At 66.7% G+C, this 15,194-nt stretch carries 17 protein-coding genes; 8 read left to right on the top strand and 9 right to left on the bottom strand.

Annotated elements, in window-relative coordinates; genetic code table 11:
* Positions 1-116 precede the first annotated feature (116 nt).
* On the top strand, positions 117-749 hold the full coding sequence (locus FB459_RS05810) for an O-methyltransferase (RefSeq protein WP_129627096.1): 633 nt from the start codon (positions 117-119) through the stop codon (positions 747-749).
* 71 nt (positions 750-820) lie between these two features.
* Here the strand turns inward: FB459_RS05810 and FB459_RS05805 are convergent, their stop codons facing one another.
* Complete coding sequence (locus tag FB459_RS05805) at positions 821-988, bottom strand: DUF3117 domain-containing protein (protein ID WP_115923734.1); 168 nt, start codon at positions 986-988, stop codon at positions 821-823.
* A 234-nt stretch (positions 989-1,222) separates the two neighbouring features.
* On the opposite strand from FB459_RS05805, the gene FB459_RS05800 reads away from it, so the two are divergent.
* The 4 genes from FB459_RS05800 to FB459_RS05785 are packed head-to-tail and all read left to right on the top strand — an operon-like array spanning position 1,223 to position 4,633.
* The gene (locus tag FB459_RS05800; protein WP_129627099.1) at positions 1,223-2,008 is read left to right on the top strand and encodes a PaaX family transcriptional regulator; all 786 of its coding nucleotides are present in this window, start codon (positions 1,223-1,225) and stop codon (positions 2,006-2,008) included.
* Between the two features lie 38 nt (positions 2,009-2,046).
* Positions 2,047-2,838, top strand: coding sequence for an enoyl-CoA hydratase-related protein (locus FB459_RS05795; RefSeq protein ID WP_129627102.1), 792 nt, complete (start codon positions 2,047-2,049; stop codon positions 2,836-2,838).
* 25 nt (positions 2,839-2,863) lie between these two features.
* Positions 2,864-3,310, top strand: a complete 447-nt coding sequence (locus FB459_RS05790) for an NfeD family protein (protein ID WP_129627105.1) — start codon at positions 2,864-2,866, stop codon at positions 3,308-3,310.
* Positions 3,311-4,633 carry an SPFH domain-containing protein gene (locus FB459_RS05785; protein WP_129627108.1) on the top strand — a complete coding sequence of 441 codons (1,323 nt, stop codon included), beginning with the start codon at positions 3,311-3,313 and terminating at the stop codon, positions 4,631-4,633. It begins immediately after the preceding gene.
* A 192-nt stretch (positions 4,634-4,825) separates the two neighbouring features.
* On the opposite strand, the gene FB459_RS05780 is transcribed toward FB459_RS05785, so the two are convergent.
* Genes FB459_RS05780 through dapE form a run of 5 tightly spaced genes read right to left on the bottom strand, consistent with a single transcriptional unit; the run spans position 4,826 to position 8,892 of the window.
* Positions 4,826-6,067 (bottom strand): hypothetical protein, encoded by a 1,242-nt coding sequence (locus FB459_RS05780; protein ID WP_141927769.1) that lies wholly within the window; start codon positions 6,065-6,067, stop codon positions 4,826-4,828.
* Positions 6,064-6,651 carry a DNA-3-methyladenine glycosylase I gene (locus FB459_RS05775; protein WP_141927768.1) on the bottom strand — a complete coding sequence of 196 codons (588 nt, stop codon included), beginning with the start codon at positions 6,649-6,651 and terminating at the stop codon, positions 6,064-6,066. Before FB459_RS05775 ends, FB459_RS05780 begins: the two co-directional genes overlap by 4 nt.
* A 9-nt stretch (positions 6,652-6,660) precedes the next feature.
* Positions 6,661-6,957 carry a DivIVA domain-containing protein gene (locus FB459_RS05770; RefSeq protein ID WP_129627724.1) on the bottom strand — a complete coding sequence of 99 codons (297 nt, stop codon included), beginning with the start codon at positions 6,955-6,957 and terminating at the stop codon, positions 6,661-6,663.
* Between the two features lie 37 nt (positions 6,958-6,994).
* Complete coding sequence (locus tag FB459_RS05765) at positions 6,995-7,747, bottom strand: LOG family protein (RefSeq protein ID WP_129627733.1); 753 nt, start codon at positions 7,745-7,747, stop codon at positions 6,995-6,997.
* A 50-nt stretch (positions 7,748-7,797) separates the two neighbouring features.
* Positions 7,798-8,892, bottom strand: coding sequence for a succinyl-diaminopimelate desuccinylase (dapE, locus tag FB459_RS05760; protein ID WP_129627721.1), 1,095 nt, complete (start codon positions 8,890-8,892; stop codon positions 7,798-7,800).
* Positions 8,893-8,955: 63 nt separating this feature from the next.
* Between dapE and dapD the strand changes: the two genes are divergently transcribed.
* Entirely contained in the window at positions 8,956-9,927 is a 972-nt protein-coding gene (gene dapD, locus FB459_RS05755) for a 2,3,4,5-tetrahydropyridine-2,6-dicarboxylate N-succinyltransferase (RefSeq protein ID WP_129627718.1), read from the top strand.
* The gene (locus tag FB459_RS17520; protein WP_211345139.1) at positions 9,924-10,949 is read left to right on the top strand and encodes a hypothetical protein; all 1,026 of its coding nucleotides are present in this window, start codon (positions 9,924-9,926) and stop codon (positions 10,947-10,949) included. Before dapD ends, FB459_RS17520 begins: the two co-directional genes overlap by 4 nt.
* Before the next feature lie 208 nt (positions 10,950-11,157).
* On the opposite strand, the gene FB459_RS05745 is transcribed toward FB459_RS17520, so the two are convergent.
* The 3 genes from FB459_RS05745 to fdxA all read right to left on the bottom strand — a co-directional run bounded on the left by FB459_RS05745 (position 11,158) and on the right by fdxA (position 14,064).
* The gene (locus tag FB459_RS05745; protein WP_141927767.1) at positions 11,158-12,444 is read right to left on the bottom strand and encodes a citrate synthase; all 1,287 of its coding nucleotides are present in this window, start codon (positions 12,442-12,444) and stop codon (positions 11,158-11,160) included.
* A gap of 168 nt (positions 12,445-12,612) precedes the next feature.
* Entirely contained in the window at positions 12,613-13,725 is a 1,113-nt protein-coding gene (gene dapC, locus FB459_RS05740; protein ID WP_141927766.1) for a succinyldiaminopimelate transaminase, read from the bottom strand.
* A gap of 12 nt (positions 13,726-13,737) precedes the next feature.
* Positions 13,738-14,064, bottom strand: a complete 327-nt coding sequence (gene fdxA / locus FB459_RS05735) for a ferredoxin (RefSeq protein ID WP_129627706.1) — start codon at positions 14,062-14,064, stop codon at positions 13,738-13,740.
* Between the two features lie 64 nt (positions 14,065-14,128).
* Between fdxA and FB459_RS05730 the strand changes: the two genes are divergently transcribed.
* Complete coding sequence (locus FB459_RS05730; protein WP_141927765.1) at positions 14,129-15,127, top strand: GNAT family N-acetyltransferase; 999 nt, start codon at positions 14,129-14,131, stop codon at positions 15,125-15,127.
* Positions 15,128-15,194 lie beyond the last annotated feature (67 nt).

The raw sequence follows: 15,194 nt of genomic DNA, 5'->3' as shown, positions 1-15,194 counted from the left end.
GACTGGACGCCCGTGAGCGTCATTCGGTTCAACGATCGGTCTCGCCTGTTTGTTTCCCCTGGTCGATTCCGCATCCATTTTCGCACTGTCGGGCGCGCCAAGTAGATTTGTCAGCCATGACATCCATGCGACCCGGTACCTGGACCTACGCCGAGGAGTTCACGGTCGAACCGGAGCACATCGAGCGCGCGCGATCCCGTGGCGACGAGCTCGGATGCGTCCCCGTCGGCACCGGCACGGGAGCGGCCCTGCGCATGCTTGCCGCGTCCTGCCAGGCCCGGTCTGTCGTCGAGATCGGCACCGGTGCCGGCGTGAGCGGCCTGTGGCTGCTGACCGGCATGCCGTCCGACGGCATCCTGACCACCATCGACATCTCCAGCGAGCATCAGCACGCCGCCAAGCAGGCGTTCGCCGAGGCGGGCTACCCACCACAACGCACCCGCACGATCGTCGGCAGTGCGCTGTCGGTCCTGCCCCGGCTCACCGACGGTGGCTACGACCTGGTGCTCGTCGACGGCGAGAAGACCGAGTACCCCCAGTACGTCGAGCAAGCGCTGCGCCTGTTGCATCCAGGCGGGGTGCTCGCGATCGACAACATGCTCTGGCACGACCAGGTCGCCGACCCGACCGCTCGCGACGAGGTCACCCGTACGCTGCGCGACCTCGGCAAGCAGTTGCGCGACGACTCAGATCTCGCGACCACGATGCTGCCCGTCGGCGACGGACTGCTGGTCGCGATCAAGCGCTGACCGTCCGGAACAGCACGAAAGTCCCGTGGATCAGTTGATCCACGGGACTTTCCGTCATCTGTACCGGGTGATCAGCCGATGCAACCCTTGATCGCGTCGCCCAGCGCCTGCGCCTCTTCGGCGTTCATCTCGACCACGAGTCGGCCACCGCCTTCCAGCGGCATGCGCAGCAGGATGCTCCGGCCTTCCTTGGTGACTTCGAGCGGGCCGTCGCCAGTCCTCGGCTTCATCGCCGCCATGGGTGCTTCCCCTTCCGCCGTGTGGCTTTCGTGACGGGCGCGTCGGCATCCACACAGTTCGTTTTTGTCTTGCCGATGACTCGGTGACGCACCCTTTACGCCGACCATTATCCCCCAGTGCGGGCGCAGGGAGGAAATTCGGTGGTCAACGAATTGCAACGATCCCCCGACCGGCCCCGGTCTGTCGCAACGGCGCCCATCCCACGCCTCGACAGACCGTGGCAGCATGTGGCCATGCTCGCCAGGTCCGCCGTCTTCGACATCTACGGCGACCACCTGCTGTCGAGCACGAAGTGGGCCCCCGTCGCGGCACTCGTGCAGCTCACCGGCGTCATCGACATCGCCCCGGCGGCGACCCGCACCGCGATCTCGCGCATGGCCCGCGAAGGCTGGCTCACCGCCCAGACCCGGGACGGCGCGCGCGGCTACGCGATGACCCCACGGGCCGCGCAGCGCCTGGCCACCGCCGGACAACGGATCTACGCCGACCACACGCCCGAGTGGGACGGTCGGTGGCACATCGTCGTCGTCGAACACAGCGGCGACAGGTCGGCTCGAGCCCGCGTCCGGGCCTCGATGGAGTACCTGGGCTACGCCAGGCTGGCCGTCGACACCTGGATCGCTCCCCGTGCGAGCGACGACCTCGCAGGCACCCTCGGGCCCGGCTATCGCGAGTTCCACTCAGAGTTGTCCGGTGACCCGCGGCAGTTCGCGTCGTCGATGTGGGACCTGGAGCAGATCGCCGACGCGCACCGACAGTACGACCGCTGGCTGACCGAACTGGTGCAGGGTTTCCCCGACGATGCGAGCGACGAAGAGCGTTATCTGACAAGGACGCTCGCAGTTCACGAGTGGCGCAAGTTCCTGTTCCGTGACCCCGGTCTGCCACCCGAGGTTCTACCCGACGCATGGCCGGGCACCGTTGCGTCCGAGCGCTTCCGCGACGTGGCCGCCCGGCTGCGGCCGGGAGCGTCGGCGTACGTTGAGTCCTGTATCCGCACCGCACTCGGCCGGGCCTGAAAGCCCGTCCGTGGCCTGACCAACCAAGGAGAACGTCCATGACCGAGGCCCCTGTCGTCGTGGAGCGGGACGGCGGTGTCGCGACCGTTCGGATCAACCGCCCGAACGAGATGTGCGCGCTGGACATCCCGACCAAGGATTTGCTGCTGTCGTCGTTGCAGGCGGCTGCTGAGGACCAGAGCGTGCGAGTCGTCGTGCTCACCGGCACCGGCCGCGCCTTCTGTGTCGGCCAGGACCTCAAAGAACACCTGGGGCTGCTCAAGCTCGGTTCGGACGCACTCGACACCACCGTGGAGGAGCACTACAACCCGATCGTCGAGTTGCTGTCAACCATGAACAAACCGGTGATCGCCGCGGTCAACGGTGTTGCTGCCGGCGCAGGCGCTGCCTTCGCCTTCGCCGCCGACCTACGCGTGCTGCGCGCGAGCGCTGGTTTCAATCTGGCGTTCACCGGTATCGCTCTATCCTGCGACTCCGGGTCCTCGTGGACGCTGCAGCGTCTGGTCGGTATCGCCAAAGCGAAGGAGCTGCTGTTCTTCCCGCGCACCGTCAAGGCCGACGAGGCTCTCGAACTCGGGTTGGCGACCACGGTCGTCCCCGACGATGAATTCGATTCCGCCGTCGCCGAATTGGCTCAGCGGTTAGCATCCGGACCAACGATCGCGTACGGATCCGTCCGGCGCGCGGTCGGATTCGCGGCAACTCATGAGCTGTCCGAATCGTTGGCCAAGGAAGCCGAGTTGATGAAACTCACCGGGGGCACGGCCGATCACCGATCGGCCGTGGACGCGTTCATCGCGAAGAAGCCACCGGTGTTCGAGGGACGCTGAGCACGAAGTCGAGGAAGTAGGGCACATGGACTGGACGACACTCTTCTGGATCGTCGCCGGACTCGCCCTGATCGGGCTCGAGGTCCTCGGCGGCGAGTTCGTCCTGCTCATGCTCGGCGGTGGCGCTCTCGCAGCAGCCGGCACCTCCGCGGCCGGCGCCGACACCTGGGTCAGTGCCGTGGTGTTCGCAGTCGTCTCGATCTCCCTGCTGCTGCTGGTCCGTCCGCCCCTCAAGCGACACTTCCTGTCCGGACCGATGCACGCGATGAACACCGACGCCCTGCTCGGCGCACGCGCAGAAGTGGTCGAACAGGTCACCGAGGACGGCGGCCTGGTGCGGATCGGCGGCGACATCTGGACAGCTCGTCCGGCTCGACCGGACATGACCTTCGAACCCGGCGAGAAGCTCGTCGTGGATCGGATCGACGGTGCTGTTGCCGTCGTTGACAGCGACAATTTCGGGGAGAACTGAATGGAACCATTACTCATCATCGCGGCGATCATCGCCATCCTGGCGGTCATCATCGTGGTCAAGTCGGTGGCCGTGGTGCCGCAGGCGGAAGCAGCCGTCGTCGAGCGACTCGGCCGATACACCAAGACGGTGTCGGGGCAGCTGCTGTTCCTCATGCCGTTCGTCGACCGGATCCGCGCTAAGGTCGACCTGCGCGAACGGGTGGTGAGCTTCCCCCCGCAGCCGGTGATCACCGAGGACAACCTGACGGTCAACATCGACACGGTCGTCTACTTCCAGGTGACCGACCCCCGCTCTGCGGTCTACGAGATCAACAACTACATCGTCGGCGTGGAGCAGTTGGCCACCACCACTTTGCGTAATGTCGTCGGTGGCATGACGCTGGAGGAGACGCTCACCTCCCGTGAGGTCATCAACACCCAGCTGCGTGGCGTCCTGGACGAGGCCACGTCCCGCTGGGGTCTGCGCGTCGCCCGTGTCGAGTTGAAGTCCATCTTCCCGCCGCCCTCCATCCAGGAATCGATGGAGAAGCAGATGAAGGCGGATCGCGAGAAGCGTGCAACCATCCTGGCCGCCGAGGGTCACCGCGAGTCGGCGATCAAGTCGGCCGAGGGTGACAAGCAGAGCCAGATCCTCGCCGCAGAAGGTGCCAAGCAGGCCTCCATCCTCGCCGCCGAGGGTGACCGTCAGTCGCGCATCCTGCGCGCCCAGGGTGACCGTGCCGCGCTGTACCTGCGGGCCCAGGGTGAGGCCAAGTCCATCGAGAAGACGTTCGCCGCGATCCGTGCGGCCAAGCCGACGCCCGAACTGCTGGCGTACGAGTACCTGCGACAGATCCCGGAGATGGCCAAGGGCGAGGCGAGCAAGGTGTGGGTCGTGCCGAGCGACTTCGGTTCGGCGTTGCAGGGCTTCGCGAAGTCCTTCGGACAGCAGAGCGACGACGGCACCTTCCGCTACGAGATGCCGTCCTACGAGGACGTCCCCAAGGTGGACGAGGACGAGGTCGAGGAATGGTTTGACCTCAGCCGCGACCCGGCTGTCGCCAAGGCCGTCGCCGAGGCCGAAGCCGTCGCCCGTCAGTCCGTCGCCGGCGACATCATGGAGGAGGACGCCAAGCGTCGCTCAGAGCGCCGTGCCGACCGTCAGGCAGCCAAGGACCAGGCGGCCGCGGAGAACCAGCAGCCCGCCGCGCAGAATCCACGGGCGATCACCGGCGGTGACGGTGGCTCGACCCAGGCTCACCCGACGCTGCCGCCGCAGCAGACTCCCGACGGCTTCGGTCAAGGCGTCCAGTTGCCCAAGCACCCGGGGCAGCACGACTGACCCATCCGCTTCACCGAACAGCCCCGCCGGTCGCCGGCGGGGCTGTTCGTCTCGGACGTTCCTCATCTGGTCTCGATCGCGGCACTCCGCTAACGCTCCGCACCTACTCGACCAGCGTGTGGGTGAGTCTCGTAACGCTCCGCGCCCACTCGACCAGCGTGTGGGTGAGTCTCGTCCTAATCTGCCTTGGTGTCAGATCGCGCTGTCGGCGGGCGGGGTGAAGTGCAACAGTTCGTCCACCCACCAGATCTGCCAGCCGAGGAAGACGACAGCCCAGGCGGCGGTACGCCAGCCGACCAGCAACCGGTCCCCCGACCGCTGTTGCGCGGCCCCGACCAGGATCGCGGTGATCGGCCAGAGGAACAGCAGGAAACGGAAGGTGCTGCTCCAGACGTCCACGATGGCCAGCAGGTACAGCGAGTACGACACCATCCACGCGCGCAGCACGAAACCCAGTCCGCGCGACCAGGGCCCCGTCATCATCATGAACACGACGGTGACCAGGACGAAGAGCACGATGACGCCCTTGCCCTCACCGAACAGGATCTGGAAGTTGGTGTACCAGGGCTTGAACGGCACGACGTCTCCGGCACGCCACCCGGCCTGGGTGCGCGTGTAGGCGTCCAACTCCCCTGTGCGCCAAGCAGCCACGGCCGGCCAGGCAAGGCCGCAGATGCCGGTCGCGATCAACGTCCCTGACGCGCCCAGGACGTCACGAGGGCGCAGCCGCAGATCGTGCCGCTGCAGCACCATTCGCAGCAGCACCGCCAGCACGACCCCGACGAGCGACAGAGCGATCGGTCGTTCAAAGCCGAGCAGCAGCGCGGTGGCGCTCGCCGTCAACCAGCGTTCCCTGGTGATCGCCCACAGGAAGATGGTCAGCAGCAGAATCCCGAGTGACTCGGTGTAGGTCATCTGCAGCACCGGCGACGAGGGCGCTACCGAGAACAACAGCGTGGCGGCGAACGCGCCGCGCGCACCGATCCGTTCACGCAACAGCACGCTCATCAACACGACAGCGGCACCGGCACAGGCGATCGAGATCAGTGATCCCGCGGCGCCGAACGACAACCCGCTGACCAGCATCAGTCCCGCTGTCATGGCCGGGTAGAGCGGCAGGAACGCCCAGGTGTTCTGCGCGACCTCGCCTTCCTGGTCGAGCGGCAGCACCTTCGGGTAGCCCTCACGGATAATCTGCTCGTACCACTTGCCGTCCCACGAATGGACGATGTCCCAGTAGCCGAGCGGTCCGCGCTCCTCCCGGTAGGCGACCACCATCTCGCCCGTGTGCGGCGCAATGCGGGCCATCAGCACCGCCGAGAACAACCGCGCGAGCAGGAACACACCGAGGACCCACCAGCCCAGGTGGGCGTCGACGGACCGACCCAGACGCTGCTGGACGCGCATCAGCGCGGAACAGGCTGCCAGGCTCATCGCGGCTCTGCGTGCCGGTGACAGCCGGCGAGATGATCGTCGACGAGACCGCATGCCTGCATTGCTGCATACATGGTGGTCGGCCCAACGTGCGCGAAACCGTTCTGTTTCAACGCTTTCGACAGTGCCACAGACTCTGGTGTCTGAGCCGGCACGTGGCTGAGGTCTGTCGGCGGACGGTGGTGCCGCGGGGCGAACGACCAGACGAATTCGTCGAGTCCGCCTCGCTCACGCAGGGTGAGCGTCGCCCGCGCGTTCGTGATCGCCGCGTCGATCTTGCGCCGGTTGCGCACGATGCCGGCATCCTTCAGCAGTCGGTCGACGTCGCCCTGGTCGAAGCAGGCGACTGCATCGGGGTCGAACTCGGCGAAGGCCACGCGGAACGCGGGTCGTTTGCGCAGGATCGTGATCCACGCGAGGCCGGACTGGAATGCCTCCAGGCAGATCCGCTCGTACAGCGCCTGCTCACCGTGTACGGCCCGGCCCCACTCGTCGTCGTGATACGCGAGATAGAGCTGATCGGACCCGGCCCACGCACAACGTGCGATGCCGTCCGATCCGATGACGATTGCGTTGTCCCCCAAGGAAATTCTCTAATACTCGATGCGCTGGTCCCGCTCGGCACGCAGACGGGCGATCTCGGCGTCGCGGTCGTCGAGCGCCTCACGGAGGCGGTCGAGCACGTCGTCGACCTGCCCCATGCGGTAGCCGCGCACGGTCTGGTCGAAGCGCAGGGACGCGACGTCGTCCGAGGTCAGGTGGCCGTCGGGCAGGGTCTCGAAGGGTGTCGTGGTGACCGCGTCGTCCATGAACCCGCCGAAGCGTCCCATGACAGCGGCAACCGCCAGGCCGGCCACGACCACGAGCAGGACGATGAGAACGACGATCACCCGGACAGGGTAATGCCCGGAGGCCTCGCGATCCGACTCACGCCGGAGGGTGCAGCAGGCGGTCCTCACGGATGATGATCTCGACCGCCTCGGCCGGGTCGTCGACGATCTGCAGTCGCTTCACGTCGTCCGGCGAGATCATCCCCTCGGCCAGCAGCGTTCCGGTGACGAAGTCGAGCATCGGGGTCCAGAAGTCTGCGCCCAGCAACACCACCGGGAAGCTGGTGATCTTCTGCGTCTGCGCGAGCGTAATCGCCTCGAAGAGTTCGTCGAGCGTGCCGAATCCGCCTGGGAGCACAACGTATCCCTGCGAGTACTTCACGAACATCGTCTTGCGGACGAAGAAGTAGCGGAAGTTCACACCGAGATCGACGTACTCGTTCAGGCCGGTCTCGAAGGGTAGTTCGATGCCGAGTCCGACGCTGACTCCCCCGGCCTCGCAGGCCCCCTTGTTGGCTGCCTCCATCGCGCCCGGTCCACCGCCGGTGATGACCGCGTAGCCGGCTTCGGCGAGCAACCGTCCGACCTGCACAGCCTTGGCGTAGTGCTCGCTGCCGGGCTGGAGGCGGGCCGAGCCGAACACGCTGATCGCCGGTCCGAGTTCGGCGAGCGCGCCGAATCCCTCGACGAACTCCGCCTGGATGCGCATCACCCGCCAGGGGTCGGTGTGCAACCAGTCGGAGTCGGGTTGGCGATCCAGCAGACGCTGGTCGGTGGTGGTGTGGGGCACCTGCGAACCACGCAGCGTCGTGGCCCCGCGGCGGTAGCCGCGGCGTTCGATCTCGACCATCTCGATCTCGGCGCGAGTCATGCCGATCGGCTCCTCCCCCTTGGCTGCGTTCATCGTGCCTGGCTCCCATCCGCGAAGTCGGGCGACAGCCATCGCCGCATGGCCTCCAAGGCGGCGGTGATCTGATCCTCGGGGCAGCGTTCGTCGTCGGTGTGTGCCAGGTTCGGGTCGCCGGGCCCGAAGTTCACCGCCGGGACGCCGAGCGCCGAGAACTGTGCGACGTCCGTCCAGCCCTCCTTGCCGACGACCGGGAGTGCGAGCGCGTCGACGAACCCCTTGGCGGCGGGCTTGTCGAGGCCGGGCTTCGCCCCGTCGGCGGCGTCCTTGACCTCCATCTCGTACCCGGCGAAGACCTCGCGCAGATGGGCCAGCGCCTGCTCGGTGTCGCGGTCGGGTGCGTACCGGTAGTTGACCGAGACGACGCATCGGTCAGGGATGACATTGCCCGCGATGCCGCCGGCGATACCGACCGCGTTCAGCGCCTCGTGGTAGGCGAGGCCCTCGACGTCGACCGTACGTGGCTCGTACGCGGACAGCCGGGCGAGGATCTCCCCCGCCTCGTGAATCGCGTTGTGTCCGTTCCACGGTCGTGCCGAATGAGCGGCGATGCCCTTGGCCGACACGTCGACCTTCATCGTGCCCTTGCAGCCGCCCTCGATCCCGCCGTCCGTCGGTTCGAGCAGCACCGCGAAGTCGGCCTGGAGCCAGTCGGGGTGATTGCGCACGAGCCGGGCCAGGCCGTTGAACTCGGCTTCGATCTCTTCGCAGTCGTAGAAGACGTAGGTGACGTCGCGGGTCGGTTCGGGCACTCCCGCCGCGAGCGCCAGCTGCACCGCCACCCCGCCCTTCATGTCGGTCGTCCCACGCCCGAGGAGCATCCCGTCGACCCGGCGCACGGGAACGTTCGGCGGGTCGGTGATCGGGACGGTGTCGATGTGCCCGGCGAGCACGACGCGCTCTTCGCGGCCGAGGTCGGTGCGGGCGACGATCGCGTTGCCGTCCCGCTGCACGCTCAGATGCGGCAGTTCGCGCAACGCCGCCTCGATCGCGTCCGCGATCGCCTGCTCGTCCTTGCTCACCGATGGAATGTCACACAGGGCGGCGGTCAAGGTCACGACATCCGTGTTCAGGTCGAGAGAAGCCATGGAACACATCTTGTCGGACGGTCGCTACCGGGCTCCGCGGGGAGTCTCACCTAGCCTTGAGGCATGACCGAGCAGCGCAACGCCTGGGGCTACGGCCTGGCCACGATCACCACCGACGACCGGGTGCTCGACACCTGGTTTCCCGCCCCGCGACTGGGGCAGGCCCCGGCGGACGATCCGTATGGTGCACCTTCCGAGCTGGCCTCCCAGGTGCGGGAGGACCCGCGCCGCCAGGTGCGCACGAAGGTGGTGCTGACCAGCATCGACCTGGACGAGGCACCCAAGGACGCCTCGGACGCCTACCTGCGCCTGCACCTGCTCTCCCACCGGATCGTGCAGCCCAACTCCATGAACCTGGACGGACTGTTCGGCGTGCTGCAGAACGTCGTATGGACCAACCTGGGCCCCTGCGCCCCGGAGAACTTCGAGACCGTCCGGATGCGCCTGCGGGTCGACGGACCGGTGCAGGTCTTCGGTGTCGACAAGTTCCCGCGGATGACCGACTATGTGGTGCCGAGCGGAGTCCGGATCGCCGACGCGGACCGCGTCCGTCTGGGTGCGCACCTGGCCGAGGGCACCACGGTCATGCACGAGGGCTTCTGCAACTTCAATGCCGGCACCCTGGGCACCTCCATGGTCGAAGGCCGCATCGTGCAGGGCGTCGTGGTCGGTGACGGCTCCGACATCGGCGGCGGCGCCTCGATCATGGGCACCTTGTCCGGCGGTGGCACCGAGCGGGTCAGCATCGGCGAGCGTTGCCTGCTCGGCGCGGAGAGCGGCATCGGGATCGCGCTCGGCGACGACTGCGTGGTCGAAGCAGGGCTCTACATCACCGCCGGCACCAAGGTCACCATGCCCGACGGTTCGGTCGTGAAAGCACGCGAACTGTCCGGCGGATCCAACATGCTGTTCATCCGCAACTCCGAGACCGGCACCGTCGAGTGCCGTGCCCGCGAGGGGAAGGGCATCGAGCTCAACGAGGCCCTGCACGCCAACACCCACAGCGGCGACCACACCACCGGCGCCCGAGCGTGATCTTCGGACGCAAACGGCGCCGCGACGAAACCACGGAGCTGTACGACCGGCATCACAACGGCTCCGCCGACTCCTACGGCGACCCCTACGGCGACCCCTACGGCGATGCCGACAGCGACTGGGACGATGAGGACGCCCTTCACCTCGGCGACGCGCGCTTCGAGTCCGATCACCGGCGCACTCGCCTGACCAGCACGCTCGGCTGCTTGCTACCGCTGGGCTTGCTGGCTCTCATCGCCGGTGGTGGCTTCTACGGATATCAGCGGGTGCAGGACGCCGTCGGATCCAACTCCTGCAAAGTGCGTGACGACCGCTTCGACTACCAGTGGAGTCCGGAGCAGGTGGCCAACTCGGCCACGATCAGCATGGTCGGTACCGACGTCCTGCGGCTGCCCACCAGGGCGAGCCAGATCGCGAACGCCACCGCGATACAGGAGTCGAAACTGCGCAATCTGCGCAGCGGTGACCGGGACTCGCTAGGACTGTTCCAGCAGCGTCCGAGCATGGGCTGGGGCACCGCCGAGCAGATCCTCGACCCGGTGTACGCCAGTCGCCGGTTCTACGCCGCTCTGGTGAAGGTCGACCAATGGCAGACCCGGCCGTTGACCGAAGTGGCCCAGGATGTGCAGCGCTCCGGTTACCCGGAGGCGTATGCCGATCACGAGACCCAGGGTCGAGTGCTGGCCACCTCCTTCGAGGGGAAGTTCCCCGAGTCGTTGGGCTGCCGACTGGACGACCCGACCGAGCCGGGCTCTCCTACCGACGTCGTCGCGAAGCTTCGCGAGCAGACCGGGGTGACCGCCACACCGAGCGGCAAGTACGTCACGGTGCGTGCACAGTCCACGAAACAGGCGTGGGGTATCGGCCATTGGGCCGTCGCGCATGCGCAGTCCGAGCAGATCAGCTCGGTCGTCGTCGGCGGGCGGGCCTGGAACCGCACGTCCGACCGCTCCGGCTGGACGTGGGACAAGGCGACCAATCCGACGGCCTCCGCGACGACGGTGCGTATCGAACTGCACTGAGCGGGGTTGTGGAACTGCAAGCCGACCCCAGCACACCCCAATCCGGTCGTCCTGTTGCACGGCACGTTCTCCAACCTCGGTCAGAACTTCGTGGCGATGTCGCCGATGCCCCTCGAACTCTGACGGGCCCGCACGCAATAACGACCGGATCCCTTTACTACCGCTGTAGTAGAGGGATCCGGTCGTTATTGAAACCGCTCGGTGTGGGTCAGGCGGACGGGTAGTCGCGCTCGGTCTCACCGATGTAGATCTGGCGCGGACGGCCGATCTTGGTGGCCGGGTCCTCGACCATCTCGCGCCACTGGGCGATCCAACCCGGCAGGCGGCCGATCGCGAACAGCACCGTGAACATCTCGGCCGGGAAGCCCATCGCCTTGTAGATGATGCCGGTGTAGAAGTCGACGTTCGGGTACAGCTTGCGCGACACGAAGTAGTCGTCGGAGAGCGCGATCTCCTCCAGCCGGCGAGCCATCTCCAGCTTCGGGTCCTCGACGCCGAGCGCCTCGAGCACCTCGTCGGCGGCCTTCTTCACGATGGCCGCACGCGGGTCGTAGTTCTTGTAGACACGGTGCCCGAAGCCCATGAGCTTCACGCCGTCTTCCTTGTTCTTGACCTTCTCGACGAACTTGTCGACGTCGCCGCCGAAGTCGTTCTCGATGGTGTCGAGCATCTCCAGCACGGCCGAGTTCGCGCCACCGTGCAGCGGGCCGGACAGCGCGTGGATGCCGGCCGAGATCGAGGCGAACAGGTGCGCGTGACCCGAACCGACCAGACGGACGGTGGAGGTCGAGCAGTTCTGCTCGTGGTCGGCGTGCAGGATGAACAACTGGTCGAGCGCCTTGGTGACGGTCGGGTTCGGGGTCCAGTCCTCGGTCGGGTAACCGAAGGTCAGACGCAGGAAGTTCTCGACGAGGTCGAGGTTGTTGTCCGGGTAGAGCGTCGGCTGACCGGCGCTCTTCTTGAACGCGTAGGCGGCGATGGTCGGCAGCTTGGCCAGCAGCCGGATCGTCGACAGCTCGATTTGCTCCTTGTCGGTGATCGAGAGGGAGTCCTGGTAGAAGGTGCCGAGCGCGGACACCGCGGCCGACAGGACCGACATCGGGTGCGCGTCACGCGGGAAGGCGGCCAGGAGGTCCTTGAGATCCTCGTGCAGCATCGTGTGCCGCTGGATCTTGCCAGTGAACTCCTCGAGCTCTTCCTTGGTGGGAAGCTCGCCGTAGATCAGCAGGTAGGAGGTCTCCAGGAAGGTCGACTTCTCGGCCAGCTGATCGATCGGGTAGCCGCGGTAGCGCAGGATGCCCGCGTCGCCGTCGATGTAGGTGATGGCCGACTTGCAGGATGCGGTGTTGACGAATCCGACGTCGAGCGTGACATTGCCGGTCTCTTTCAACAGAGCCGAGATGTCGTAGCCGTCGTTGCCCTCGGTCGCCGGGATCACGGCGAACTCGAGCTTCTTGTCACCCGCAGCGAAGGTGGCCGGAGCGGTGTCAGTCATAAGGGAAATGCCTTCCGTCCTCGCGAAAATCCGGCGCAGACGCCGGTTGCTGAGCCTGACGACGACGGTACCCCAGCACTGCACCGGCAGATGGGGCACCCCGGGTGTCAAGAATTACAGTTCTGCAGACGTAGTGAAACGCGTCCGCCGCCCACCGGCCAACCGTGATCAATCGGCGGTCAGACGCGCCGCCGCCTGCTCGATCCGCTCGTCGGGGGCGGTCAGCGCGACGCGGACGTGGGCTGACGCAGCTGCGCCGTAGAAGTCTCCGGGTGCCACCAGGATTCCCTTGCCGGCGAGTTCGTCGACAGTCGTCCGGCACGGTTGCCCTTTGGTCGCCCACAAGTACAGACCGGCCTCGGAATGGTCTGTGCGCCAACCGGATTCTCGCAGTGCGCCGAGAAGGGTGTTTCGACGCGAGCGGTAGCGCTCCTTCTGGATGGCGACGTGCTCGTCGTCCTGGACCGCGGCGAGCAGGGCACGCTGCACCGGCCAGGGCGCCATCATCCCGGCGTGCTTGCGGAAGTCGACCAGCCTCTTGACCAGAGCCGGATCACCGGCGACGAACGCCGCCCGGTAGCCGGCCATGTTCGACTGCTTGGACATCGAGTAGACCGACAACAGGCCGGTGTGGTCGCCGCCGCACACCCGCTCGTCCAGGATGCTCGGCGTAGTGAGGTCGTCGACATCGTCACGCCAGTCCAACTCGGCGTAGCACTCGTCGGACGCGACGATCACGCCGCGCTCACGGGCCCACCGGACCACCTTGGCCAGGTGATCGATGGGCAACACCTGACCGTGCGGGTTGCCAGGAGTGTTGAGCCACAACAGTTTCGGAGCACGCGGACCGAACTGAACGGTCGACTGAGCAGGCACCGGGGTCGCTCCGGCGATGCGCGCCCCGACGTCGTACGTCGGGTAGGCGATCTCGGGAAAACTGACAGCATCTCCCGGCCCGAGGCCCAGGATCGTCGGCAGCCAAGCGACGAGTTCCTTGCTACCGATGGTCGGTATGACGCCGTCGGGGTCGACACCGGGCGCATTGCGCCGGCGCGCGAACCAGGCCGAAATCGCCTCGCGCAGATCGGGGGTGCCCCAGACCTGCGGGTAGCCGGGCGCATCCGCGGCCGCGATCAACGCGTCACGGACGACCTGGGGGGTCGGGTCGACGGGCGTGCCGACCGAGAGGTCGACAATGCCGTCCGGATGCGAGTTCGCGACAGCCTTGGCCTGCGCCAGGGTGTCCCAGGGAAAATCAGGAAGATGACGATCGACGGGCACGCGCCGGCCGGATCACTCGTCGTGCGACTGCGGCGGCAGCGCCGCGATCAGCGGGTGGTCCTTGGGGATGAGACCCATCTTCGCCGCGCCGCCGGGGCTGCCGAGGTCGTCGAAGAACTCGACGTTGGCCTTGTAGTAGTCGGCCCACTCCTCGGGGGTGTCGTCCTCGTAGTAGATGGCCTCGACCGGGCAGACGGGCTCGCAGGCACCACAGTCGACGCACTCGTCCGGGTGGATGTAGAGACTGCGTTCACCTTCGTAGATGCAGTCGACGGGGCATTCCTCGATGCACGCCTTGTCCTTGAGGTCGACACAAGGCTGGGCGATGACGTACGTCATGAGGAGTCCTCCTGATGATGATGGACCGGCTGGTCACTTTCTGCTGACCTAGTATGCAAGCCGTATGGGCGACGAGCGTACTAAGTCTCACCTTCCCTGGCCGGTTCGTGTCGGACGCAGGGTTGCGGTCCGTCGCCGACTTCTTCCGAGCGACCCGACCGGCGCCGTGTTCACCGACGTGACCGGCGAGCTGCTCTGCGCGGACGGCAGCGGGATCGAGGTCGATTCCCGGCACGGACGCGTTCGTGTCGAGTGGGCCGACGTCGTCGCGGCCAAGGAGATTCCGCCGAAGGCATCACGTCGTGGTCATCCGCACCGCACCGTCCCCATCGACGACCTGCAACGACTGATGGTCGACGGCCTGCCGCCGCTGACCAGCGAGCATCTCGGCGATTGGCTGCTGCGCAGCGCCGAAGGATTCACCGGACGAGCCAATTCCGTTCTTGCCGTTGGCGATTCAGGCTTCTCGCCTTCGGACGCGATGGACCGCTGCGTGGACTGGTACGCCCGCCTCGGACTGCCTGCGTTGTTCCAGATCGCCGGCCCAATCGGTTTCGATCCATCGGATCACCCGGTGGTGGCCGAGATCGACCGGCGCGGCGGACGTTGCTCGCCGCGGGTCGCTGTCATGACCGCGGCGGTACGCGAGATCGCGCTGGCGCGATCCGCAATAGGCGTCACCGTCGATGCCACAACTCGACCGACGGACCAGTGGTGGAGTGCGGCGAGTCCGCGCACGATCGATCGACGAACCGTCGCCGCACGCGTTCTCGCCGGGGTCGAGGACGGCCGATACCTGACGCTCTCCGACACCGCGCCGCGCGCGAACACCCGCCTCGCATACTCCCCCGGCTGGGTCGGACTCTTCGACCTGCACGTGGCAGAAGCGTTTCGCGGCAAGGGCTTCGGGAGGGCCCTCGTCGGAGCTGCTGCCCGCGAAGCCGACCGACGCGGCGTCCGCTCGATGTATCTGCAGGTGAGCAGCGACAACGCACCGGCCATCGGGCTCTACGAATCGCTCGGGTTCAGCACGCACCACGAGTACATCTACGCCCGTCTCTGAGTCACTGGCGTTTTCGCCCCGCCGGTTGAACCGAACACCCGTCACGCGCGCTGAGCCCGCGTCCTAG

This window comes from Yimella lutea, assembly GCF_006715095.1.
Classification (GTDB): Bacteria; Actinomycetota; Actinomycetes; order Actinomycetales; family Dermatophilaceae; genus Yimella; species Yimella lutea.
The sequence above is the reverse complement of the archived record's forward strand: the minus strand, read 5'-3'. Positions and strand labels throughout refer to the sequence as shown.

Coding starts and splice junctions, on each gene's coding strand:
- FB459_RS05800 (WP_129627099.1), top strand. CDS start 1,223: ATGCTCGCCAGGTCCGCCGTCTTCGACATCTACGGCGACCACCTGCTG.
- fdxA (WP_129627706.1), bottom strand. CDS start 14,064: ATGACGTACGTCATCGCCCAGCCTTGTGTCGACCTCAAGGACAAGGCG.
- FB459_RS05805 (WP_115923734.1), bottom strand. CDS start 988: ATGGCGGCGATGAAGCCGAGGACTGGCGACGGCCCGCTCGAAGTCACC.
- FB459_RS05790 (WP_129627105.1), top strand. CDS start 2,864: ATGGACTGGACGACACTCTTCTGGATCGTCGCCGGACTCGCCCTGATC.
- FB459_RS05810 (WP_129627096.1), top strand. CDS start 117: ATGACATCCATGCGACCCGGTACCTGGACCTACGCCGAGGAGTTCACG.
- dapE (WP_129627721.1), bottom strand. CDS start 8,892: ATGGCTTCTCTCGACCTGAACACGGATGTCGTGACCTTGACCGCCGCC.
- dapD (WP_129627718.1), top strand. CDS start 8,956: ATGACCGAGCAGCGCAACGCCTGGGGCTACGGCCTGGCCACGATCACC.
- FB459_RS05780 (WP_141927769.1), bottom strand. CDS start 6,067: ATGAGCCTGGCAGCCTGTTCCGCGCTGATGCGCGTCCAGCAGCGTCTG.
- FB459_RS05785 (WP_129627108.1), top strand. CDS start 3,311: ATGGAACCATTACTCATCATCGCGGCGATCATCGCCATCCTGGCGGTC.
- FB459_RS05745 (WP_141927767.1), bottom strand. CDS start 12,444: ATGACTGACACCGCTCCGGCCACCTTCGCTGCGGGTGACAAGAAGCTC.
- FB459_RS05795 (WP_129627102.1), top strand. CDS start 2,047: ATGACCGAGGCCCCTGTCGTCGTGGAGCGGGACGGCGGTGTCGCGACC.
- FB459_RS05730 (WP_141927765.1), top strand. CDS start 14,129: ATGGGCGACGAGCGTACTAAGTCTCACCTTCCCTGGCCGGTTCGTGTC.
- FB459_RS05765 (WP_129627733.1), bottom strand. CDS start 7,747: ATGGTCGAGATCGAACGCCGCGGCTACCGCCGCGGGGCCACGACGCTG.